Source organism: Nitratiruptor sp. YY08-26 (genome assembly GCF_016593215.1).
In the GTDB taxonomy this organism is placed as follows: Bacteria; Campylobacterota; Campylobacteria; order Campylobacterales; family Nitratiruptoraceae; genus Nitratiruptor; species Nitratiruptor tergarcus.
Map to the genome: position 1 here is coordinate 1,257,614 of NZ_AP023063.1, position 21,401 is coordinate 1,279,014.

Sequence of the window (21,401 nt, forward strand, 5' to 3'; positions counted from 1 at the left end):
TGGAATGCGGATGGATTATCAGACGATCAAGAATATTCTTTTTAAATTCGATCCCGAAACTGCCCACCATATAGCTGAAACTGCTTTTGAACTAGCAGGATTTTGCCCACCTCTTCTCACAGCTTTGCAAAAACGCTACCTAGTTGAAGATCCAATTCTTACCCAAAAGATTTTTGGTAAAGAGTTTAAAAATCCTATTGGAATCGCAGCAGGGTTTGATAAAAATGCAACAATAACAAAAACTCTCCACGCTTTAGGCTTTGGCTATGTTGAAATTGGAACAGTCACACCAAAGCCACAAGCTGGCAATCCACGTCCACGCCTCTTTCGCTATCCACGCTATGAAGCACTACAAAATGCAATGGGATTTAACAATGATGGAGCTGCTGTTGTCAAAGCAAGAGTACAGCGTATCTACCCAGCAGATTTTCCAATAGGAGTCAATATTGGTAAAAACAAAACAACTCCACAAGAAAAGGCATTAGAAGATTATAGATTTTTGATTGAGCAGTTTCATACTCTAGCAGATTATCTCGTTATTAATATTTCTAGCCCCAATACCCCAAATCTACGAGATCTGCAAAATGAAACATTTATAAAAGATCTCTTTACTATGGCAAAAGAGATAACCACAATGCCAATTCTGCTCAAAATCGCTCCTGATATGAGCGAAAAGCAAGCAATAGAGCTAACCACCACAGCAGTTGAAGCTGGAGCAAGTGGTATTATAGCCACCAACACTTCAATCGACTATTCACTCCTTAAAGGAGCAAAAGATTTTGGCGGCATTAGCGGTAAAGTAATACAGCAAAAGAGTTTTACTATTTTCAAAGCTATAGCAAAAGAGCTTTTTGGTAAAACTTTGCTTGTTAGTGTTGGTGGAATAGATTCTGCCCAGGAAGCTTACAAGCGCATTAAAGCTGGAGCAACTCTGCTACAGATCTATACAGCATTTATCTATGGCGGACCAAAACTCATTCATGATATCAATCAAGAACTTATAACACTTTTACAACAAGATGGTTTTTCCCACATTACTGAAGCAATTGGAGCAGATTACAAATGAGAATAGCTCTTTTCATATTAATTTTACTTGGAGGACTAATGGCTAGTAGTTTGCCAAAACATTATGAAACAACACTCAAAAATGGACTCAAAGTTGTTGTCATTCCTATGCGCAACGGCAGTGGGGTCATCTCTACAGATATATTCTACCGCGTAGGAAGTCGCAATGAAGTCATGGGCAAAAGCGGTATTGCTCACATGCTTGAGCATCTCAACTTCAAATCTACCAAACATCTCAAAGCCGGTGAGTTTGATGAAATTGTCAAGAGCTTTGGAGGAGTAGATAACGCTTCTACAGGATTTGATTATACACACTACTTCATAAAATCAAGCGCAAAAAATCTTGATAAATCTCTTTGGCTATTCGCAGAACTAATGGAAAATCTCAAACTCGATGACAAAGAGTTTCAAACAGAACGTGAAGTTGTAGCAGAAGAGCGCAGATGGCGCACAGATAATAACCCAACAGGCTATCTCTACTTTCGCCTCTTTAACAACACATTTATTTACCACCCTTACCATTGGACGCCGATTGGTTTTATGCAAGATATACTACACTGGACAATCGATGATATCAGAAAATTTCACAAAACCTACTACCAACCAAAAAATGCGATTCTTGTTGTTGCTGGAGATATAGATCAAAACGAAGTATTTACATTAGCAAAGAAGCATTTCGAGCATATCAAAAACTGCTGCGATATACCAAAAGTACACCAAGTAGAGCCGCCTCAAGATGGAGCAAAACGTATTGAAATTAATCGTGACAGCGAAGTGGAAATGATTGCCATTGCATTTCATATACCAAACTTTAAAAGTAGCGATCAAGTGGCTCTCAGTGCTATTAGTGAGCTTCTTAGCAGCGGAAAATCAAGTTGGCTCTATCAAACTTTAGTAGATGAAAAAAAACTTGTCAACCAAATCTATGCTTATAATATGGAGACCATCGATCCTGGTATATTTCTCTTTTTGGCTGTGGCAAATCCAGGCATCAAAGCTGAAACAATCGAAAAAGAGATTTGGGCACAAATAGAAAAGCTTAAAAAAGGCCAAATCCAGCAAGAGGAGCTTGGAAAAATCAAAATCAATACAAAAGCAGATTTTATTTTTTCTTTGGAAAATTCAAGTAACTTAGCAGGTATTTTTGGAGACTATTATGCCAAAGGTGATATAGAGCCACTTTTGCATTACGAAGAAAATATCGATAAACTACAGATTAAAGACCTGCAAGAAGCAGCAAAAAAATATTTTACTTATAAAAATTCGACGACTGTAATATTGAGAAAAGAGATTGGGAATCTACCAACAAATAAGGAATAATTGTGCACTGGGAAAAATATATCACGTTATTAACTCTATTACCACTCTCCATCTTTTCAGCTACATTCAATGTAAGCAACACTGCAGAGCTTCGCCAGGCTCTTGAAAACGCTGCTCACAATGGAGAAAATGATACCATCATCCTCCAACCGGGCAGATATGTGACGACGAGTGATGGAAAAGGGACTTTTACATTCCATGACGATGAAGAGTACAACCTCACCATCCAAGGAGCAGCGGGATACGACAGAAGTGAGATCGTTTTGAATGGAGATAATACTGATCAGGTGATGAATCTTACCAATGCCCATCGACCACAAATATGTTTACCCGGTAAAAAATGTAATCCTTTATCCAATCACAAAAAACCATATTCTAGACCATTTCTAAATCTTAAAAATCTTTCCATCTTATATGGAAAAGCTGACTCAAAAGGTGGTGGATTTTATACCGATATAGATGTTCTCATCAAGAATTGCAACATCTCTTATAACGCTAATAGCTTCAAAGAGAGCAATGGATTTTATGCAGGTGGAAGGGTAAAAATTCTCGATTCTATTATTTCTTACAATGAGGGTGAGGGATTCCATTGTGATAAAACAGTAGAAATAAATAATTCCAAAATTATATATAATAAAGATAATGGATTTACTTCAACAGGTTTAGTGAAAATTTTAGATTCATCTATTTCAAACAATGGAGAAAAAGGATTTTTATCATATATAGTAGAAGTGAATAATTCTATAATTTCAAACAATGGAGGAGATGGATTTTCTGCAAGTTCTGCAAAAATAATTAACTCCACAATTTCTAATAACAAAGGAAACGGATTTTCTTCATCAGGTACGATAGAAGTGAATAATTCTATAATTTCAAACAATGGAGGAGATGGATTTTCTGCAAGTTCTGCAAAAATAATTAACTCCACAATTTCTAATAACAAAGGAAACGGATTTTCTTCATCAGGTACGATAGAAGTGAATAATTCTATAATTTCAAACAATGGAAGATATGGATTTATTTCAGATTATGGTTCGATATATGTAACTAACTCTACGATTTCAAGCAATCGAGGAAGCGGATTTTATTCTTCTTCTTATCATCATTCAGCAATGGTAATCAATTCCAAAATTTCAAAAAATGGAAATAATGGCTTTACGTCACATAGCAGTGTAACGGTAATCAACTCCTTTATTTTAAATAATAGATATTATGGATTTTTTTCATCTTCAAATTCTATTATTATTAATAATAATTTCATTAATAATCCAATTCACTCTGGTGGTTTAATTGCTAATAATATTTTTTTCATAAATCAAATTAAAGATAATAGCGCAATAAACTATTTTTTTTCGAATAGTGAGTTTTCATGGGATAGCAATGAAATGCAGAATAAATGTATTTATTCTATAGCTGATTCAAAACTTTACAACAATTATATCAACTATGAAAAAATAGATGAACATGGCTTTGATATCACCAAAGAAAGCAATCTCCTGCCATCAATCGTAGGCGATATCAGACTTGAAGATGACAATATTACTCTCCAAAGCGATTCTCCCGCAATCGATGCCGGGCTTAATCCTGACGATGAGCTGTTCAAAAGATATTTTGACAATGCGCAAGAATATGCCAAGATACTCAAATACCTCAAAACAGACTACTTTGGCAATCCACGGATTGTAAATGGTAGGATCGACATTGGCGCCAGCGAATATGGCAATCCTCCCGCCCATCGCAACAAACCAAAAATCACCATCGAAATAAGTAGCAAGCCAAAGATCTATCATCCTGTCATCATCCATCTCAATATCGAATCACCCAATGAGATCACCGAGCTTTATATCGACAAAGGCAACGGATACGAATCCATAGATCCGACAATTCGAAGCTTTACTATCACTTTCGACACCCCAGGAGACCATCCTATCAAAATCAAAGCCATCGACGATCAGGGCAATGTTGCCCAAGTACTTAAAATCATCACCATAGAAAACTTAAGCGTTCAAGAAGCGATCGAGTTTGGCAAACATATCTGCCAAAAAGACCCTACAAGCTGTGGCATTTCAATCTCATCTGGAGCAAAAGAGATGATATTCACTACTCCAAAAGAGCATATCAAAAACATATTAGTAAAAAAATCTAATTATAATATTACCGGCTATTTTATACACTATAACGATCCTATTAGTGCCAATCCCCTGTTTGATTGGATATATATTTCATCAACTCTAAGAACAGTCAAAAAATTACAAGGAATGAAAAGCGATGGAAGCTTCTCTTGGAGTGAAAATTTAGCTAATCTATTCTCTTCTATCATATTATCAAAGGATGGAAGAAATATAACTTTCAAATAAAGGTGAATAATGGAAAAACTTAAAGGTGCAATGACAGCACTCATTACGCCATTTAAAGATGGAAAAGTTGATGAAGAAAAGTATGCAAAGCTTATACAAAGACAAATAGATCATGCTATTGATGTAGTCGTTCCTGTAGGAACTACTGGCGAGAGTGCCACACTTACTCATGATGAGCATAAAAAGTGTATAGAGATTGCTGTAGAGGTTTGTAAAGGTACATCTACAAAAGTTATGGCTGGAGCAGGAAGCAACTCTACACATGAAGCAATCGATCTTGCACAGTTTGCTCAAAAGGCTGGAGCAGATGCGATTCTTAGTGTCTCACCCTATTATAATAAACCTACGCAAGAGGGACTCTATCAACACTATAAAGCTCTTGCTAACGCTGTAGATATTCCAGTACTACTTTACAATGTTCCCGGCCGTACAGGAGTCGATATAAAGCCAGAGACTGTTTTTCGCCTCTTTGATGAAGTAGAAAATATCTATGGAATCAAAGAAGCAACTGGCTCAATTGAGCGGTGTGTGGAGCTTTTAGCAAAACGTCCAGAGCTTTATGTTATTAGTGGCGATGATACTATCAACTATCCAATCATCGCAAATGGCGGTATGGGAGTCATTTCAGTAACAGCAAACCTACTTCCAGATAAAATGAGTATGCTTGTACATGCAGGACTTGCAGGACAGTTTGATACGGCTAAGATGATCAATGACGAGCTTTTTGATATAAATAAAGCTCTCTTTATTGAAAGCAATCCTATTCCTATCAAAGCAGCAATGTATCATGCAGGTCTTCTTGATACGCTTGAGTACAGACTCCCACTTGTACCACCAAGCAAAGAGAATATGGCAAAAATAGAGAGTGCACTTACTAAATATGAGGTGGTACAATGAGTAAAACATTAGTTATTAGTGGAGGAACAAGAGGTATTGGCAAAGCAATTGTAGAGCGATTTGCTCGCGAAGGTGTAGATGTAGCTTTTACATATAACTCCAATGAAGAAATTGCAAATGAATTCGCCCAAAAGCTTACAAAAGAGTATGGCATTAAAGCAAAAGCTTATCAACTCAATGTTTTAGAGCCGGAGCAGTATAAAGATCTTTTTAAAAAAATAGATGAGGATTTTTCAAGAGTTGACTTTTTTATATCCAATGCTATTATTTCAGGCCGTGCAGTTGTTGGTGGTTTTGGGCCATTTATGCGACTGCGCCCCAAAGGACTTAACAATATCTATACTGCGACAGTTCTGGCCTTTGTTGTAGGTGCGCAAGAGGCTACAAAGAGGATGGAAAAAGTCGGAGGTGGCAGCATCTTAACGCTGAGCTCTACCGGAAATCTCGTCTACACTCCAAACTATGCAGGGCATGGAAGCTCAAAAGCTGCAGTAGAAACCATGGTAAAATATGCTGCCCATGAACTAGGTCCAAAACAGATTCGCGTCAATGCAGTGAGTGGCGGTCCTATCGATACAGATGCACTGCGCGCATTTCCAAACTATGAAGAGGTCAAAGCTGCTACAATTGCAAGAAGTCCACTTGGACGTATGGGAACTCCAGAAGATATAGCTGGGGCATGCTGGTTTTTGTGCAGCGATGAAGCTGGTTGGATAACAGGACAAACACTTGTTATTGATGGAGGTACAAGTTTTAGCTAATGCGTAGCAATATCAATATTCCTAATGTACTTGCATTTATAAGGCTACTTTTAGCACCTTTAATGTTTCTTTTTTTGGTGCAAAGAGACCTTTTTCCACATATTCATCCTAGCTGGCTCGATTATTTTGCAGCATTTTTGTTTGTAATAGCTAGTATTACAGATTTTTTTGATGGCTATATTGCCCGTAAATTTGATCAAATCACACAACTTGGAAAAATTCTCGATCCTCTCGCGGATAAAATGTTAACTTTGGCCGGTTTTTTAGGACTTTTAGTACTTGGTCGGGCTAATCCTTGGGCGGTCTATCTCATCTTGACTCGGGAGTTTTTCATCACTGGTCTGCGAGTAAGTGCGGTAGGAAGTGGCAAAGAGATAAGTGCCAGCTTTCTTGGCAAAATAAAAACGATTGTGCAAATGATTGCCATAGGCTTTTTGATTATGAACTGGCCTTTTGGAGAAGCACTTCTATGGCTAGCAGTAGCAATCACACTCTATAGTGGATATGAATATATTAAAGAGTATTTAAAGTAAAGAGGTAAATACATGGGATTTCTTATAGCACTTATTGCGCTTTCAGTTATGATTTTTATCCATGAACTTGGGCACTTTTTGGCTGCCAGGTTTTTTGGAGTTACAGTTGAGAGATTTAGCATCGGCTTTGGTCCAGTTGTTGCAAAAAAGTGGTGTTGCGGTACAGAGTGGGCAATAAGTGCCCTTCCACTTGGCGGATATGTAAAAATGAAAGGGCAAGATGACACAGACCCTACCAAAAGAAGCAGTGATCCAGATAGCTATAATGCAAAAAAACCTTGGCAACGTATCATAATTTTACTTGCAGGACCTCTTGCAAACTTTTTTTTAGCATTTATTCTCTATCTCATTGTTGCCCTTGCTGGATATAGTACACTCGCACCAAAAATTGGCAAGATAGTACCAAACTCTCCCGCTTCTCAAGCAGGATTGCAAAAAGGTGATGTAATAGTAGCTATTAATAATCAAAAAATCACAACATGGGAAGATCTTAGCCATATTATCTCTTCCCATCCAGAGCCACTCCATTTCAAAATTAAGCGTAGAGAAAAAATTATTGAGCTTACTATCACCCCCAAGCCTACTAAAACAAAAAATATTTTTGGAGAGAGCGTTACAAGACCGATGATAGGTATCGCACCAAGTGGCGAACTTGTAAAACTCCATCTCACGCCACTACAGGCTATTCAAGTAGCATGGGACAAAACAGTACAAGCAAGCAAATTCATTGTACTTGGCATAGAAAAGATGATAGAAGGAGTGGTCTCACCAAAAGAGATAGGTGGGGTAATTACGATTATGGATGTTACTGCAAAAGCAAGCCAAGCTGGTATCATTGCACTATTAAGCTTTTCAGCCCTCATATCTGTAAACCTTGGCGTTCTCAACCTTTTACCAATTCCTGCACTTGATGGAGGACACATTATGTTCAATCTCTATGAGTTGATTACAAAACGCCCTCCAAGTGAAGAGATGCTCTTACGCCTTACTTATATGGGCTGGATCTTTTTAATAGGACTCATGGGGCTTGGACTCTATAACGATATTAACCGTCTTATGGGGGTAACACATGGATAAATATAGATTACGGGATAATTTTGACGCAATAATCCAACGTGTTGAAGCTGCACGTATTAAAAGAAGTGAGCATCATATAGTACAAATTGTAGCTATTACGAAATATGTAGGAACTGAGGAGATACAAGCCCTCTATGAGCTAGGACAGCGTGCATTTGGAGAGAGTCGTGTACAAGATCTCAAAGCAAAAAGTGAAGCGCTTACTGATTTGCCAATTGAGTGGCATTTTATTGGCCGTCTGCAAAAAAACAAAATCAATCATCTCATAGATCTCGAACCATGGCTCATGCAATCTCTCGATTCATATGAACTTGCTTTGGTTCTTGATAAAAGACTAGACACAAAAGGTAAAAAGATGGATTGCCTTTTGCAAATAAATAGTGCAAAAGAGGAGACTAAAGCAGGCGTAATGCCAGAGGCTGCTTATGATGAATATCTCAAAATCATAGAAAATACAAAACATATCAATCTTTGCGGAGTAATGACTATTGGAGCTCATACAGAAGATAGAGCAATTATCAAAAAAAGTTTTGAAACTACCTATAAAATATTTGAATCTCTCAAGCCCCATGGGGCAGAAATCTGCTCAATGGGTATGAGCAACGATTTTGAGCTTGCTATTGAGTGCGGATCAAATATGGTAAGAATAGGCTCCCTCTTTTTTAATTAGGACAGGTTGGCGGCTCAGTGTCGCAAGCTCCTCCGCAATATTGAACTTCTAGTTCATCAAGAGTTTTGCGCATCTGTGTAAGTATAAGTTTCGCTGCAACATCTTCATCTAGCTCAGGAATGTCCCATCCATAGCGTTTAAGCCACTTTTCTAGTACAGCTTTTGTATCTTCAGCAATTTCATCTGCATATTTGCACTCTTCTTTATATTCAGCTCTCATTTTCTTCCTTTAATTTTTTATGAGCAATCTCTTCAAGCAAGATTGTAGCATAACTTCCTTTCGGTAAAAAAAAGCGTAGTTCATACCATGCTTCAGACTCTTTATAAACTCCTTCAATCTCTTGCGGGAAAACCCAGGCATATCTCCTATCACCTTTTATAAAGATTGCTGCATCATCAAAATCTTTCTCTATTTCTCTGGCTAGTCCCTCTGCTCTTGGAGTTTTCTCTCCTGGTAGTAGTCCAGTTACAGAAATACTTCTTTGCATAAATCGATTTGCTTCACCTACTGGATCGTCAACAAAAAAAATCTTTCCCATAGGATAGTGTTTGCAGATATCTCCAGGGAAAACTTTAAAAAACTGTTGCTGTGATTGAAGCTCTTCTACCATCATTAAAGGCAAATCAAGAATATTTGTAAGCTCTTTTGCTAAAAAATTGCATAAAAGCTTACTTAGCTCAATGCGCTTACTCAACCATAAATTAAATAGATGACTTTGATAGGCATTAAGAAAAAGTTTACGTTTCTTAATATTTTTAATCTGAAGATTATTATGGACAATATCATAACCTTTTTGAAAATTATCCCCTTCTATTCCAAATCTTTGATATCCAAAATAGTTTGGCATCCCCTCTTTTTCGATAATTTTCAATACATTAGATATTTTTTTAGCATCAACGGATGATACTTTTTTGAGTCTTATAAAAAATCTGTTTCCTTTGAGATGTCCCAAGCGAATCTTATTTTTATGATAAGTGGTCTGCACAATTTTTATTTGCGGGTGTGAAAAAGAGTCCAAACACTTCTCATATCTTTTAGGCAAAGAGATATACTGATACGTAAGAGCATTTTTATCTTTAAGTCCAGCATAGCCAATATCACGTACCTTTACTCCCGTTTGTTCACTAATAGCCTGCAACATCTGCCATGTGGTGAGGTTTTTCTTGCGTATCTTAACAATGAGATGCTCCCCCTCACCACTAAAAGGATAGAGTGGTACCTCTTCGACTACAAATGTCTCAGGGCTCTGGCGAAAATAGAAATTTATTGGAGCATGATCTAAAAAAAAGAGTCTATCCATACAATGCCTTTAAAAATGGTTTGGTTTACAAATATTGCGATAGCTTCTACGTGTAACTTTACCAAAAACAGTCACCTTTGTTCGTGCCTGATTTGCACGGCGTACAATGGCTTTGTAATCTTTTGGTTCAAAAGCAAAGAGAAGCTCATACTCCTCTCCACTACACCCTACCCTTTTAGAAATTTTGCGCAAAAATTTTATGCCAACTTTGTTGAGCCTTGTCATCTTTTCCAAATCATCAAAAAGCCCATCACTAATATCCATACAAGCTTGGATAAACCTACTTGCACGATGCATAAAATCTTTCCGCAATTGGGGGGCAATAAATTTAGATTTTTTGGAAACTTTTCCACCTCTTAAAAGTCTTGTCAAATCCTTTTTCACACTTCCCAGTGTCCCAGTATATGCTAAGAGATATTCTTGACGCAAAGGCTTACGAAAAATGGGCTTTTTGGTAACAGAGACAAGCGTAATGGCAATATCAAGTTTTTTGCCAGCTACTGTATCACCTCCGATTATCTCTATACCATACTCCTGTGCAGTTTTTGCCAATCCCTCTTGTATTTGATGGAGCATTTTATTTGTAAAATTTTTAGGGATTTTAATAGTTATTAAGGCAAATTGAGGCTTTGCATTCATAGCAATTACATCTGAAATATTGACAAGCATCGCCTTTCTAGCAATCTGCTCTAGACTCATCCACTCCTTTTTAAAATGGATATCTTCACAAAATGCATCAGCACTATAGACCATTCCATCAATGTAAGCACCATCATCACCTATAAATTTACTATTAAACAAACTTATATAATAAAACTCTTTTTGCAAGGCTCTATCCTTGAATATTTGGTAAATATTGTAACAAAGGAGCCCTTAAAAAAAGAGCTTTGATAGCTTTTAATATTTTTTAGTATTTTAAATGATATAATCGTAAAAATCCTAACTTCAATAAAAGGACAACCTGAATGGAAGTACCTATTTACTCTTATGATGTCGTTATTGTTGGCGCAGGACTAGCTGGATGTGCCGCAGCCAGAGAGATCAAAAAAGCAGGAAAAAGTGTTGTTGTTTTAACTAAACTTCATCCTTTACGAAGCCACTCAGGTGCAGCGCAAGGTGGAGTAAATGCAGCTTTGAGCGAAGAGGATGATGTCGAACTACATATGTTTGATACTGTCAAAGGGAGTGACTACTTAGCAGATCAAAATGCAGTTGAGCTTATGTGTTCCAAAGCACCAGAAACTATCCGCTGGATAGAGCATATGGGTGCTGCTTTTAGTAGACGCGAAGATGGACGTATTGCACAAAGACCCTTTGGTGGACAGAGTAAACCTAGAGCATGCTTTGCTAAAGATAGAACAGGTCTTACCCTCTTGCAAACAATTTATGAGCAAGCACACAGAGAAGGCGTTGAGTTTTGGGATGAGTGGTATGTAGCTGACATACTCTATAAAGATGGAAAGGCTTATGGAGTAGTAGCTTTTAATTTACGCAATATGGAGCCAGCAATTTTTAATGCAAAGGCAGTGATGTTTGCAACAGGAGGCTATGCAAGAGCTTTCAAAATCAACTCAAATGCTCATGCAAACACTGGAGATGGTCTGAGTATTTTTGCTCGCCATGGACTTCCGTTAGAAGATATGGAGTTTGTACAATTCCACCCTTCAGGACTAGCTGGTAGTGGGATCTTAATCAGTGAAGCAGCTCGTGGGGAAGGTGGAAAGCTTTTTAACAAAAATGGCGAGCGCTTTATGGAAAAGTATGCACCAGAGAAAATGGAGCTTGCACCTCGCGATGTGGTAGCACGAGCAATTATGAATGAGATTCGAGAAGGCAGAGGTGTAGGTCCTGATGGTATGGCGGTTTATCTTGATCTCACACATCTTGGCGAAAAAAAGATTATGGAAAGACTCCCTGAACTTCGCGATCTTGCTATTACATTCCTTGGTCAAGATATGGTCAAAGAACCAATTATGATTACAGTAACTGCCCACTACTCAATGGGCGGTATCCCAGTAGATATTGATGGACATGTCAAGAAAAGTCCAACAGAGATTACTGAGGGACTCTATGCAGCTGGGGAGTGTGCTTGCGTAAGTGTTCATGGTGCAAACCGCTTGGGTGCAAACTCTTTGCTTGAAGCGCTCTTTTTCGGCCGCCATGTAGGTGAAAATATTGTCAAAGATCTTGAAAAAGGTATTTCCTGTGAAACAGCCCATCCGGAAGAAGCGAAAAATATGCTTGATGAAATAGCATTTATCCTTACCAATAATGGCAATGAAACAACTGCTCAACTTCGACAAGAGCTGCAAGATACAATGTTTGAAAATTGCGGCGTCTTCAGGACAGAAGAGTCACTCCTCAAACAAAAAGAGATCCTAAAAGATCTTCGCAAACGCTTCAAAAATATTCGTATTGATGATAAATCTAAAACGTTTAACACAGATCTCCAAGAGGCAATTGAGCTTGGACACATGCTTGATTATGCTAGCTTCATAGTAGAAGGGGCAATCGCTAGGAAAGAGTCTCGCGGGGCTCACTTCCGTGAAGACTATCCAGAACGCGACGATAAAAATTTCCTCAAACATACCTATGCATATATGGATAAAGATGGCAATATCAGCCTTGAATATGGCGAAGTGGTACTTGGCAAATTCGAGCCTCAAGAAAGAAAATATTAAGAGGGGTCAATGATGAAAGTTACACTAAAAGTTTTTCGTTTTAATGCAGAAACAGATTACCTCCCCCATTACGATACGATTGAGATGAAAATCGATCAAAAAGATGTAGTACTTGATGTACTCAATCGTATCAAATGGGAACATGATGGAAGTTTTACATATCGTAGAAGTTGTCGCCATGGTATTTGTGGAAGTTGTGCTGTAAAAGTAAATGGTAGAAGCACTCTTGCATGTAAAGAGCGTATGGTAGATATGATTGAGCTTTTTGGCAATGAGCTTGTAATTGAGCCTGTGAGCAAAAAGCGTGTCATTAAAGATATGGTTGTAGATAAAACAGACTTTTGGAAAAAGTATGAAACTGTTAAACCTTGGCTCGAAGCCGAGATCGATGAGCATCCAACAATGGAGAATATCATTCCTCCGAAAGAAGCTGAAAAGCTTGAAGAAGCAGACTACTGTATCCAGTGTGGTTGCTGCTACTACGCTTGTCCTGTAGTGGAAGTAAATGAAGAGTACCTTGGACCTGCTGCATTTGAAAAGGCTTATCGCTTTACCGCGGATGTAAGAGATAATGCAAAAAAAGAGCGTCTTGAAATTGTAGATATATTGGGTCAAGGCGTATGGGACTGCGTAAAATGTTTTGAGTGTGCTGAAGCGTGTCCAAAAGAGATCGATCCAATAGGTAAAATTACTAAACTTCATAATCAGATTTTTGAGGAGGGTGTTGCAAAAAGCAATGTTGCAACACGCCATGCTGTGGGATTTAAAAAATCAATTGAAAAACATGGAATCTTGGATGAGGGACACCTTGTAGCCTATAGTGAAGGTTTTGGTGTACTTAAACATATTCCTGAAGCTTTGGAAATGTTTAAAAAAGGCAAAATTGTAATGCCTTGGAATATGCCAAAATCTAAAAATCTCGATGAAATCAAAAAACTTATCAAAACATCCTCTACGGTAAAATTTTAAAGGACTGGCTATGAGTAAATTAAAATACGCACTCTATACGGGATGTACAGCGAGAGAGAGTACTCCAGAACTGCTCAAATCTACTTTGGCAATTGCTAAAAAACTTGATATTGAACTTGTACTTTTAGATGAGGCAAGCTGTTGCGGAGCAAGCCATTTACAAGATTTTGATGCTTTTTTGAGTTATGTACTCAATGCAAGAAATATCTGCTACGCCGAAAAACTCGGACTTGATATGGTAACAATCTGTAATACCTGTCAGCTCAATACTGCAATGACCAAACATAAACTCGATAGTGATCCTGAACTTAAAGCAAAAGTAAATGAAAAACTAGAAGAGGTAGGACTTGTTTATAAAGGAACAAGTAACGTACGCCACTTTCTCTATGCTCTCATTGAAGATTATGGACTAGATAATCTTCGCAAAAAAGTTGTCAAACCACTTAGTGAGCTCAATATTGCTCCATTTTATGGCTGCCATAATATTCGCCCAAGTGAATTGCATCACCACTTCAATAGGAGCAAAGAAAATCCATATAATCCAACTTCCCTTGATGAGCTCATTCAAGCATTGGAGGGAAATAGTGTTGATTATGAGCATAAGAACAAATGCTGTGGATTTCATGTAGATTTACAAGCTCCAAAAACATCTAACATACTCACTGGCAATGCGATTGTAGATGCTCTTGATAACAATGCAGATCTCATGGTAACTCCATGCCCACTCTGTCATCTCAATCTCGATGTAAAGCAAAAAGCAGCAGTCAAAACGATTGGCAGAGAACTACCAAATCCAATGCCTATCCTTCATCTTCCACAACTCATAGGTCTTGCTCTAGGCTGTACTCCAGAAGAGTTAGGACTCAAACATCACGTTACAGAAGTTCCGGCATAAGCCGGAGCTTAAAATTTTGTCTTTTTAGGAAAAATAGTAGCTCCAAAAGCTTTCGCAATAATCTCAAGTAGCGTTACAATAATCACAGATCCAGGTAACAACGTTATTGGAAACAAAAAGAGAATTTTAAAAATATCTACAAGTTGTCTATTTGCAAACTGCATCAGCTCCTTATTGTTTCTTTGATACATATAAACTTCTAGCATCCTTTTTGTTTCCCTGCTCTCACGAATAAAAACTATTACAAACTTTTTCCAACTTCTTTTGATACTTTTCAACACCTTTTTTATCATAACGAAATTTTATCTTATTCTTGCCTAGCTGTAAATAGGATAAATTTTATCCTATTTTAATTTTTTTCATGTAAAATAGTAATGCAAAAACAAAAAAAGGAGGCAAACATGCCAAAAATCAATAGATATGTAGACATTTCTCAAGTTGATAAAGAAGCAAAAAAGGACTACATCGATAGACATTCACCATTTATTCACTGTGAAAGTACAGCAAAAAAGGGTGAAAAATTTCAAGTAAAGGTAAGAGTTGGAAATGAGTATTGCCATCCAGATGATTTTGATCACTACATTGCGTATGTACAACTTTGGGATGGTGAGAGACTCCTTGGACAAGCAACTTTCACACCCGGAAGCCTTGGCAATCAATGCTCACAAACAGAAGTTGACTTTTATGTAGTTCCAACTAAAAAAATGAAACTTACTGCAATGAGTTACTGTACAAAACATGGTCTTTGGGAGAGCGATCCAGTGGAAGTAGAAGTAACTGAATAAGAGGGGTTTTTACCCCTTTAACCTCTTTTTAAACGCCTCTTTTGTAATATTTCTTCATGACACAATCGCAAAAATTTAAAATTCTTTACAATCTTTATCAACAACTATGGCTAGGTGAAACATATATGAACCCTATAACTCTCAAACAACCATCTCATGACAAACTTCCTGACGATCTAGAAGAGCTCAGAAAAATTGTTCTTTCATGCCATTTATGTGATTTAAGTAAAACAAGAAAAAATGTCGTTTTTGGCGAAGGCAATCCTCATGCCAAGCTCATGTTTGTAGGTGAAGGACCGGGGGCAACTGAAGATGAGACAGGCAGACCCTTTGTCGGAAGAGCTGGACAGCTGCTAACAAAAATGATTGAAAATGTGCTCGAAATCTCAAGAAGCGATGTTTTTATAGCAAATATAGTTAAATGTCGTCCACCAAACAATCGCGTACCAACACCTGAAGAGGTAAGCAAATGCATTCCTTACCTTTTCAAGCAGATAGAAATCATTAATCCTAAGATCATTGTAGCACTTGGTAGCACAAGCTACAAACATCTCACAGGCGACAATACTCCTATATCAAAAATTCGAGGGGAAATTATTCAGTTTCGTAATCGCATTCTCATACCTACTTTTCATCCGAGTTTTCTTTTGAGAAACCCATCAAAGAAAAAAGAGGCATATCAAGATCTTCTTAAAATAAAAGAGCTGCTATGCGAAATCTCTTAATCTTTTTTATTTCAATTACAGTTTTATGGGCATCAGGGAGATATTTATCACCACTGCCTCTTCCAAAAACCAAATTTATCAATATTGATACATATAAATGTGATAGCTATTGTCTTGCTAACATGCTACAAAATGAAGAATATTTCTCTTTTTTGGCACATGCAAACAAAGAGAACATAGAAAATTACAAAGATCAATATATTACACTAACAAAACTTTTCCATGTACAACCAATAACTACAAAATATTTCTCTATTCGTCTTGTTTGTAAAAAGCATACAGCGCCTATTGCAAATAAAATCATGAAATCTTTGCTTGGATACTTTTTACAAACAAAACAGCATTTTAGTATTGATCTTTTTACTATGGACAACAATAGTAGTTTTGCAAATATCCCAGAAGACAAAGATACCATCACCATTGTATTGGCCACTTTTGATGAAAAAGAAGAAGTTTCACAGATAGATTCCAATTCTCCTCTTTTTATTCCTACTATCAATAAAAAATATATCAACACTTCTAAAAATCTCTATTTTGGTGGAATTGATTATACAGAGCAACTTGAAAAACTTTTACACAACAATCAAAAAAAGCTTGCCATATTCTACCTTGAACGCTCACCCCTCTCACAACTTCTTACAACATTAGCAACAGAGCAAAGTATGCAAAGTACTGAGCTTTATGCAACTGAGCTTTATGCAGTAGATAATAGCTATGCCAATCTTAAAAATATTCTCAAAGACAATGAAGAACTCAATAACTCTGCAGTACTCTTTAATACACCTCTCATTACAACATCGCTAACTCTTTCGCAAATGCGCCTTTATGACATTGTTCCTGCCAAAAAGTTATCTACGCAGATAAACTTTTCTCCAAAACTTTTTAAACTTACACAACCAAAAGATCGCAGTAATCTCTTCATTGCAGCTATCTCTTCATCTATTCCTAAAGATATAGATGCTCTCAATGCCCTTTTTGAGCAAGATCTCTTCTATGAATGGCTCAATTATGTAACACTTTGCGGTATAGATGCACTCCTCGCAGAGCGTGGAGAAAAGACAAGAGTATGTAAAGAAAATTTCTTAGACAATCAACTTCAACTACACACAACGATTTTTGTCACTCAACCTTTTAGCTTTGAAGAGAAGCAAATACCTCCAGAAAATATGGTGGAATTTTAGCAATTTTATCTTTTTTTAGGCATACTAATGTGATATCCATTGAAAAAAGCAGCTCTTGATTTCTATAAATTTGTTGTACGAGTATGAGAGATGTGCGTTTCATCTGCCTTAGCTGCGTTTTTACTTCTATCTCCTCACCAAAATATGCTGGTTGCAAAAAATTGGCTTGCAAGTTTTTCACAACAAAGTGATACTCTTCAAATACAGGCAGTTTCCCTTGTGCAAAAAATATCTCACTCCGTGCTCTCTCACAAAAGTTGATATATTTAGTGTGATATACAATACCACCGATATCCACATCTTCATAATATATGCGTATCTTCATCACCAGTCCACAACCAAAGATACCATAAATGTGGTATCGGTATTTTTACGCGCATCTGGTGCTCTATTTTGATATTCTATTTTATAACTTACCCCAAGAGAGAGCAAAGTACTAATTTTTGAATAGATAGAAGATTTTGAATATAAAAAGTAGTTTTGCAGATCTGAAAACTGCGTACGGATGTTGGCATCTTCTACAAATTTGAGATTTTTATAGATGTAATATGTAAAAAGCAAACCAGCTCGTGCAGATGTATATTTGTTCTTTTCACCATTTTCTATACTATCTATGGCATAGAGAATATTCAAAGAGGTCTGTAAGTCGCCTTTTTGATTTTTCCATGCTTTATAATTTACACCTGGCCCAGTATAGAGTTGATACTCAAAGCCTGAAAATCTATCATTTTTATATCCAACTAGATAGATAAAATCAAGTTTCTGCGACAATATATGGTAATAGTTTGTCTCTATAAGCCAAGAGTTTTTTGTCTCTGATCCATTCTCTTGAGCATAAGCAGCTTCTAAGCTCAAAGACAATTTACTGTGTACTCCTAACTTTTTCTCACCTTTAAAATTAAGTCCAAAAGTTTTTGTATCAGTATTTCCACCTGTTTGCATATATGCAAGTTCTGTATGAGTCTTTATTGCCGCAGCATTTATAAACAAGCTACAACTAGTAAAAATTCCAATAATTTTCTTCATTTCCTCTCTTTAAACTTCTTATTTCATCAAAGTTCAATCTCTTCAATAATATCGAGTCCAAAACCTCCAAGCCCTATAAATTCTCTTCCCTTTTGTGATGTAAGGAGCCGAATATTATGCACCCCTATTGCTTTGAGGATTTGCGCTCCAATTCCAAACTCTTTTGTCTGATCACTTACTCTTTGACTATCAAGAAAAATGAGAACACCACTGTTTTTTTTCAAAAACTCTATAGCATTGATAAGTGAAGCATATCGTCTTTGATCGAGTAGCATATCACGATCCGGCATAACATTATGAAATTTTACATTTGCTGTTCCTTGTGCAGAATAGAAAATGATTGCCGTATGCACATTACCTAAATGGTCACGAAAATCCCTCTTTTCCACCTTCACACCAAAAAATTCTAACTCCTGGCTCGCTATCTCTTCAATGAGCAATTCATTTTGCAATCTATATTCAACAATATCTGAAATATAGACAATTTTAAGATTGTGACTCCTTGCAAAATCCTCCAAACTATCCCTTCGTGCCATGGTACCATCTGGATTCATGATTTCACATATTACAGCAGCTGGCTGCAACCCTGCTAATTTACACAAATCCACAGAGCCCTCAGTATGCCCTGTGCGGACCAATACTCCACCCTTTTTTGCAATAAGAGGAAATATATGTCCCGGACGTACAAAATCTTGCGGAGTACTGAGAGGACTTGCAAGAAGCTTAATAGTCATATCCCGCTCAAATGCTGAAATACCAGTTGTTGCCTCTTTTGCATCTACACTCACTGTAAAAGCCGTCTCATGCGCTGAATCGTTTCTTGCAACCATTGGCGTTAAATCTAATCTCTTTGCAATATCATCTGAAATGGCAACGCAGATAAGCCCTCTAGCTTCACTTGCCATAAAATTTACTTTTTCTGGTGTACTAAATGTCGCAGCATAGACAAGATCCCCTTCATTTTCACGATCTTCATCGTCTATCATTACGACCATATTCCCTTTTTTTATCTCTTCTATTGCTTCTTTGACACGTTGGATAGGCATAAAACCTCCATTTTTTCGCTTATTATACACAATTAACACATGATTTAAAAACAGTTACAACTCTTTTTTTTCGATATGTATTGAACTTATACATTCACCTAATCTCAAATCTCTAGTACAATATCTTCTTGAAAATTACAATGAGTGCCATATGTATTGGGCTTATACAAAGCCTTGACAAAGGAAAAAAAATCGTTTATAATTTCACCGCAATTAAACGAAACAGCCTTCGAAGATTGGGGTGTCGCCAAGCGGTAAGGCAGCGGGTTTTGGTCCCGCCATTCGGGGGTTCGAATCCTCCCACCCCAGCCACATAGCTTTCATGACGCGGAGTAGAGCAGTCTGGTAGCTCGTCGGGCTCATAACCCGAAGGTCGCAGGTTCAAATCCTGCCTCCGCAACCAATTAATTCTTTCATGTTAAACACAAAGCCTTTTCTACTTTCTTCCAACATTGAGGACAAAAATTGTATCCTTTTGCATCCGTATCTGCTAATGTATTTGAAAAATGCATCACACAGTGAGGATTTGGGCAGTGTTTAAGCCCTAATGTATGGCCTATTTCATGCACAGCTTCGGTAATAACACGCTTGAGGAAAAGATTACGATCTTCAGGCAAACCGTAAAAGCTATTATGCAGTCTTGCCGTGGAAATGAGTGCTACAGCATAGATAGGAGTAGCAACTCCAAAAACAAAATTGAGGTTAGGCTCATAAATATCTTGCGCAGTAACTCCTAGTACGATCTCTTTATCTTGTTTATATAAAAGCAATGTCTCTAAGAAAGATGAGGCAAGGTATTGTTTTCGCAAAACATTAAAAGCGTTATGCGGAAGTGAAGCTTGAGGACCAATTGTTACAGGTATACGAAAAATCTCTTGCAGTTTTACAAGCAAAAACGCTAAACCCTCTTTATCTTCCCAATCAAAATTTACTATTTTTATACTTTTAAAATTGCACTCTCTCATCGCAAAAACTCATTTCCACACTCTTTGCAGTACCAATTAGGTGCTTCAACCATTCTTGCCACTCCTCCTATTTTGAGTAGTCCTTGATGCTCTTTTTCTATGAGTTCTTCATTGACAAATCCATATACCACTGGAACTACATATTTGTTAGTACGACACACTCTGCAGCGTGGCGCAAAAGGTTTTCGTCTCTTTACTCTTGCCATGAACTATATTCTCGCAACTTATTTTTGAGTATACGTACAAATTCACTCTTTTTATTGCACTCACCATTTATAATGTTGTAGATTTTTTGCGGATCACACCCATAAAAGCGCTGATTTGCATCATAATCTATTTCAAGAGTAGAGCCAGCCAATGCTACACCAATATATGCACCCATACTCCTTGAATATGAATAGATTTGTGCTTTAAACTTTGTAGCTGCCCCCACCATTCCTGCTCTGCCAACCGGTCCAACAGCTATTGAAGTATCAGCAGCTAATGTAATTCCATTTTGCAATACTTTTGAAGCAGCGCTCCTATCTACAAATACTAAAATCACATCAATACTTTCTAAGCCAATCTGCCACCCCAAACTTGCGCCATACATTTTGATAAATATTGGATCGCTCCAATTATCTTTTTGTTTGAAAAATAGTATTCCCTTCCCGTATCGCGCACCAGCTACAAATCCTGCTCGAATAAGATTTGGAATAATAGCAATAGCTTGAGCTCTTGATAGAAGTTTTGGAGGAATACGCTCTTCTGGAATCGCCATAAATCTATCAAGGGTATTAGCAGCATTTATCAATATTGAATCTTCACTACTCCATACAAATGTAGTAAATAAAAAAAGAGCTAAAAGCTTTTTCATCCTTAACCTTTTTGTTATAATTATATCAAACCACTTAAAGGTGAACAATAAAAAGAGCTTTTCAGCAAGTCTATAAATATTTCGACCGTAATGAAGTAGAAAAAGCAATAGAGTTTTATGCTCTATTTGGAGGATATACATCTTTTATCGATTTTGGTAAACCCCTTATACACAATATAGAAAATATACTTTACAACAGTGAAAAAATAGCAGCTAATTTACAGATACAAAATGAGCATCTCCTCTCACTTTTTGCAACAGGAGATCGCAAAATAGATTCTGCCATTAAAA

Annotated in this window: 24 protein-coding genes and 2 tRNA genes; 16 read left to right on the forward strand and 10 right to left on the reverse strand. The window is 37.1% G+C overall.

Annotation, left to right across the window (positions count from 1 at the left end; translation table 11 throughout):
* Positions 1 to 10 precede the first annotated feature (10 nt).
* The 8 genes from JG738_RS06750 to JG738_RS06785 are packed head-to-tail and all read left to right on the forward strand — an operon-like array spanning position 11 to position 8,680.
* Positions 11 to 1,066 carry a quinone-dependent dihydroorotate dehydrogenase gene (locus JG738_RS06750; RefSeq protein WP_201337160.1) on the forward strand — a complete coding sequence of 352 codons (1,056 nt, stop codon included), beginning with the start codon at positions 11 to 13 and terminating at the stop codon, positions 1,064 to 1,066.
* A gap of 38 nt (positions 1,067 to 1,104) precedes the next feature.
* The gene (locus JG738_RS06755; protein WP_236583126.1) at positions 1,105 to 2,385 is read left to right on the forward strand and encodes a pitrilysin family protein; all 1,281 of its coding nucleotides are present in this window, start codon (positions 1,105 to 1,107) and stop codon (positions 2,383 to 2,385) included.
* A 2-nt stretch (positions 2,386 to 2,387) separates the two neighbouring features.
* Positions 2,388 to 4,742 (forward strand): right-handed parallel beta-helix repeat-containing protein, encoded by a 2,355-nt coding sequence (locus tag JG738_RS06760; RefSeq protein WP_201337162.1) that lies wholly within the window; start codon positions 2,388 to 2,390, stop codon positions 4,740 to 4,742.
* A 6-nt stretch (positions 4,743 to 4,748) separates the two neighbouring features.
* Positions 4,749 to 5,639: a 4-hydroxy-tetrahydrodipicolinate synthase gene (dapA, locus tag JG738_RS06765; protein ID WP_370583682.1), complete on the forward strand. Its 891-nt coding sequence runs from the start codon at positions 4,749 to 4,751 to the stop codon at positions 5,637 to 5,639.
* Entirely contained in the window at positions 5,636 to 6,400 is a 765-nt protein-coding gene (locus JG738_RS06770; RefSeq protein ID WP_201337164.1) for an enoyl-ACP reductase, read from the forward strand. Before dapA ends, JG738_RS06770 begins: the two co-directional genes overlap by 4 nt.
* On the forward strand, positions 6,400 to 6,933 hold the full coding sequence (gene pgsA, locus JG738_RS06775) for a CDP-diacylglycerol--glycerol-3-phosphate 3-phosphatidyltransferase (protein WP_236593245.1): 534 nt from the start codon (positions 6,400 to 6,402) through the stop codon (positions 6,931 to 6,933). Before JG738_RS06770 ends, pgsA begins: the two co-directional genes overlap by 1 nt.
* 12 nt (positions 6,934 to 6,945) lie before the next feature.
* Positions 6,946 to 8,010: an RIP metalloprotease RseP gene (rseP, locus tag JG738_RS06780; protein WP_201337165.1), complete on the forward strand. Its 1,065-nt coding sequence runs from the start codon at positions 6,946 to 6,948 to the stop codon at positions 8,008 to 8,010.
* Positions 8,003 to 8,680 (forward strand): YggS family pyridoxal phosphate-dependent enzyme, encoded by a 678-nt coding sequence (locus JG738_RS06785; RefSeq protein WP_201337166.1) that lies wholly within the window; start codon positions 8,003 to 8,005, stop codon positions 8,678 to 8,680. The genes rseP and JG738_RS06785 overlap by 8 nt, the downstream gene beginning before the upstream one ends.
* On the opposite strand, the gene JG738_RS06790 is transcribed toward JG738_RS06785, so the two are convergent.
* From JG738_RS06790 to JG738_RS06800, 3 genes are read right to left on the reverse strand one after another with little or no spacing between them, the layout of a single operon-like run.
* Positions 8,673 to 8,900 carry a hypothetical protein gene (locus JG738_RS06790; RefSeq protein ID WP_201337167.1) on the reverse strand — a complete coding sequence of 76 codons (228 nt, stop codon included), beginning with the start codon at positions 8,898 to 8,900 and terminating at the stop codon, positions 8,673 to 8,675. The two genes, JG738_RS06785 and JG738_RS06790, sit on opposite strands and share 8 nt — an antisense overlap.
* Positions 8,890 to 9,981 (reverse strand): tRNA pseudouridine(13) synthase TruD, encoded by a 1,092-nt coding sequence (gene truD / locus JG738_RS06795; RefSeq protein WP_201337168.1) that lies wholly within the window; start codon positions 9,979 to 9,981, stop codon positions 8,890 to 8,892. Before truD ends, JG738_RS06790 begins: the two co-directional genes overlap by 11 nt.
* 9 nt (positions 9,982 to 9,990) lie before the next feature.
* Positions 9,991 to 10,809, reverse strand: a complete 819-nt coding sequence (locus tag JG738_RS06800; RefSeq protein ID WP_201337169.1) for a thiamine-phosphate kinase — start codon at positions 10,807 to 10,809, stop codon at positions 9,991 to 9,993.
* A gap of 137 nt (positions 10,810 to 10,946) precedes the next feature.
* Between JG738_RS06800 and sdhA the strand changes: the two genes are divergently transcribed.
* From sdhA to JG738_RS06815, 3 genes are read left to right on the forward strand one after another with little or no spacing between them, the layout of a single operon-like run.
* Positions 10,947 to 12,662 carry a succinate dehydrogenase flavoprotein subunit gene (gene sdhA / locus JG738_RS06805; RefSeq protein ID WP_201337170.1) on the forward strand — a complete coding sequence of 572 codons (1,716 nt, stop codon included), beginning with the start codon at positions 10,947 to 10,949 and terminating at the stop codon, positions 12,660 to 12,662.
* Between the two features lie 12 nt (positions 12,663 to 12,674).
* The gene (locus tag JG738_RS06810) at positions 12,675 to 13,631 is read left to right on the forward strand and encodes a succinate dehydrogenase/fumarate reductase iron-sulfur subunit (RefSeq protein WP_201337171.1); all 957 of its coding nucleotides are present in this window, start codon (positions 12,675 to 12,677) and stop codon (positions 13,629 to 13,631) included.
* 10 nt (positions 13,632 to 13,641) lie between these two features.
* Entirely contained in the window at positions 13,642 to 14,526 is an 885-nt protein-coding gene (locus tag JG738_RS06815; protein WP_201337172.1) for a CoB--CoM heterodisulfide reductase iron-sulfur subunit B family protein, read from the forward strand.
* Between the two features lie 8 nt (positions 14,527 to 14,534).
* Here the strand turns inward: JG738_RS06815 and JG738_RS06820 are convergent, their stop codons facing one another.
* The gene (locus JG738_RS06820; protein ID WP_201337173.1) at positions 14,535 to 14,819 is read right to left on the reverse strand and encodes a hypothetical protein; all 285 of its coding nucleotides are present in this window, start codon (positions 14,817 to 14,819) and stop codon (positions 14,535 to 14,537) included.
* A 108-nt stretch (positions 14,820 to 14,927) separates the two neighbouring features.
* Here JG738_RS06820 and JG738_RS06825 point away from each other — a divergent pair, with 108 nt between their 5' ends.
* The 3 genes from JG738_RS06825 (at position 14,928) to JG738_RS06835 (ending at position 17,217) form a co-directional block, all read left to right on the forward strand.
* Positions 14,928 to 15,311, forward strand: a complete 384-nt coding sequence (locus JG738_RS06825) for a class II SORL domain-containing protein (RefSeq protein WP_201337174.1) — start codon at positions 14,928 to 14,930, stop codon at positions 15,309 to 15,311.
* A 125-nt stretch (positions 15,312 to 15,436) separates the two neighbouring features.
* Positions 15,437 to 16,036, forward strand: a complete 600-nt coding sequence (locus JG738_RS06830) for a uracil-DNA glycosylase (RefSeq protein WP_201338737.1) — start codon at positions 15,437 to 15,439, stop codon at positions 16,034 to 16,036.
* Positions 16,021 to 17,217, forward strand: a complete 1,197-nt coding sequence (locus JG738_RS06835) for a hypothetical protein (protein ID WP_201337175.1) — start codon at positions 16,021 to 16,023, stop codon at positions 17,215 to 17,217. The genes JG738_RS06830 and JG738_RS06835 overlap by 16 nt, the downstream gene beginning before the upstream one ends.
* Here the strand turns inward: JG738_RS06835 and JG738_RS06840 are convergent.
* The 3 genes from JG738_RS06840 to JG738_RS06850 are packed head-to-tail and all read right to left on the reverse strand — an operon-like array spanning position 17,168 to position 19,289.
* Positions 17,168 to 17,542 (reverse strand): YbgC/FadM family acyl-CoA thioesterase, encoded by a 375-nt coding sequence (locus JG738_RS06840; RefSeq protein WP_201337176.1) that lies wholly within the window; start codon positions 17,540 to 17,542, stop codon positions 17,168 to 17,170. The two genes, JG738_RS06835 and JG738_RS06840, sit on opposite strands and share 50 nt — an antisense overlap.
* Positions 17,542 to 18,243 (reverse strand): DUF481 domain-containing protein, encoded by a 702-nt coding sequence (locus tag JG738_RS06845; protein ID WP_201337177.1) that lies wholly within the window; start codon positions 18,241 to 18,243, stop codon positions 17,542 to 17,544. The genes JG738_RS06840 and JG738_RS06845 overlap by 1 nt, the downstream gene beginning before the upstream one ends.
* 26 nt (positions 18,244 to 18,269) lie before the next feature.
* A complete protein-coding gene (locus JG738_RS06850; protein WP_201337178.1) occupies positions 18,270 to 19,289 on the reverse strand; it encodes a bifunctional 3,4-dihydroxy-2-butanone 4-phosphate synthase/GTP cyclohydrolase II in 1,020 nt (339 codons plus the stop codon).
* 237 nt (positions 19,290 to 19,526) lie between these two features.
* Here JG738_RS06850 and JG738_RS06855 point away from each other — a divergent pair.
* Together JG738_RS06855 and JG738_RS06860 are read left to right on the forward strand one after the other, a co-directional pair.
* Positions 19,527 to 19,601, forward strand: a tRNA-Gln gene (locus JG738_RS06855).
* Positions 19,602 to 19,615: 14 nt separating this feature from the next.
* A tRNA-Met gene (locus JG738_RS06860) sits at positions 19,616 to 19,692 on the forward strand.
* A 10-nt stretch (positions 19,693 to 19,702) separates the two neighbouring features.
* Here the strand turns inward: JG738_RS06860 and JG738_RS06865 are convergent.
* The 3 genes from JG738_RS06865 to JG738_RS06875 are packed head-to-tail and all read right to left on the reverse strand — an operon-like array spanning position 19,703 to position 21,110.
* Positions 19,703 to 20,254, reverse strand: a complete 552-nt coding sequence (locus tag JG738_RS06865; protein WP_201337179.1) for an archaemetzincin family Zn-dependent metalloprotease — start codon at positions 20,252 to 20,254, stop codon at positions 19,703 to 19,705.
* Positions 20,251 to 20,460: a hypothetical protein gene (locus JG738_RS06870; protein ID WP_201337180.1), complete on the reverse strand. Its 210-nt coding sequence runs from the start codon at positions 20,458 to 20,460 to the stop codon at positions 20,251 to 20,253. Before JG738_RS06870 ends, JG738_RS06865 begins: the two co-directional genes overlap by 4 nt.
* Positions 20,448 to 21,110 carry a lipid-binding SYLF domain-containing protein gene (locus JG738_RS06875; RefSeq protein WP_236583129.1) on the reverse strand — a complete coding sequence of 221 codons (663 nt, stop codon included), beginning with the start codon at positions 21,108 to 21,110 and terminating at the stop codon, positions 20,448 to 20,450. The genes JG738_RS06870 and JG738_RS06875 overlap by 13 nt, the downstream gene beginning before the upstream one ends.
* Positions 21,111 to 21,401 lie beyond the last annotated feature (291 nt).

Bases quoted from the DNA above. Each gene is read 5' to 3' on its own strand.
- JG738_RS06750 (WP_201337160.1), top strand. From the start codon at position 11: ATGGATTATCAGACGATCAAGAATATTCTTTTTAAATTCGATCCCGAA.
- JG738_RS06755 (WP_236583126.1), top strand. From the start codon at position 1,105: ATGGCTAGTAGTTTGCCAAAACATTATGAAACAACACTCAAAAATGGA.
- JG738_RS06770 (WP_201337164.1), top strand. From the start codon at position 5,636: ATGAGTAAAACATTAGTTATTAGTGGAGGAACAAGAGGTATTGGCAAA.
- pgsA (WP_236593245.1), top strand. From the start codon at position 6,400: ATGCGTAGCAATATCAATATTCCTAATGTACTTGCATTTATAAGGCTA.
- rseP (WP_201337165.1), top strand. From the start codon at position 6,946: ATGGGATTTCTTATAGCACTTATTGCGCTTTCAGTTATGATTTTTATC.
- JG738_RS06785 (WP_201337166.1), top strand. From the start codon at position 8,003: ATGGATAAATATAGATTACGGGATAATTTTGACGCAATAATCCAACGT.
- JG738_RS06790 (WP_201337167.1), bottom strand. From the start codon at position 8,900: ATGAGAGCTGAATATAAAGAAGAGTGCAAATATGCAGATGAAATTGCT.
- truD (WP_201337168.1), bottom strand. From the start codon at position 9,981: ATGGATAGACTCTTTTTTTTAGATCATGCTCCAATAAATTTCTATTTT.
- sdhA (WP_201337170.1), top strand. From the start codon at position 10,947: ATGGAAGTACCTATTTACTCTTATGATGTCGTTATTGTTGGCGCAGGA.
- JG738_RS06810 (WP_201337171.1), top strand. From the start codon at position 12,675: ATGAAAGTTACACTAAAAGTTTTTCGTTTTAATGCAGAAACAGATTAC.
- JG738_RS06815 (WP_201337172.1), top strand. From the start codon at position 13,642: ATGAGTAAATTAAAATACGCACTCTATACGGGATGTACAGCGAGAGAG.
- JG738_RS06820 (WP_201337173.1), bottom strand. From the start codon at position 14,819: ATGATAAAAAAGGTGTTGAAAAGTATCAAAAGAAGTTGGAAAAAGTTT.
- JG738_RS06825 (WP_201337174.1), top strand. From the start codon at position 14,928: ATGCCAAAAATCAATAGATATGTAGACATTTCTCAAGTTGATAAAGAA.
- JG738_RS06830 (WP_201338737.1), top strand. From the start codon at position 15,437: ATGAACCCTATAACTCTCAAACAACCATCTCATGACAAACTTCCTGAC.
- JG738_RS06835 (WP_201337175.1), top strand. From the start codon at position 16,021: ATGCGAAATCTCTTAATCTTTTTTATTTCAATTACAGTTTTATGGGCA.
- JG738_RS06840 (WP_201337176.1), bottom strand. From the start codon at position 17,542: ATGAAGATACGCATATATTATGAAGATGTGGATATCGGTGGTATTGTA.
- JG738_RS06845 (WP_201337177.1), bottom strand. From the start codon at position 18,243: ATGAAGAAAATTATTGGAATTTTTACTAGTTGTAGCTTGTTTATAAAT.
- JG738_RS06850 (WP_201337178.1), bottom strand. From the start codon at position 19,289: ATGCCTATCCAACGTGTCAAAGAAGCAATAGAAGAGATAAAAAAAGGG.
- JG738_RS06865 (WP_201337179.1), bottom strand. From the start codon at position 20,254: ATGAGAGAGTGCAATTTTAAAAGTATAAAAATAGTAAATTTTGATTGG.
- JG738_RS06870 (WP_201337180.1), bottom strand. From the start codon at position 20,460: ATGGCAAGAGTAAAGAGACGAAAACCTTTTGCGCCACGCTGCAGAGTG.
- JG738_RS06875 (WP_236583129.1), bottom strand. From the start codon at position 21,110: ATGAAAAAGCTTTTAGCTCTTTTTTTATTTACTACATTTGTATGGAGT.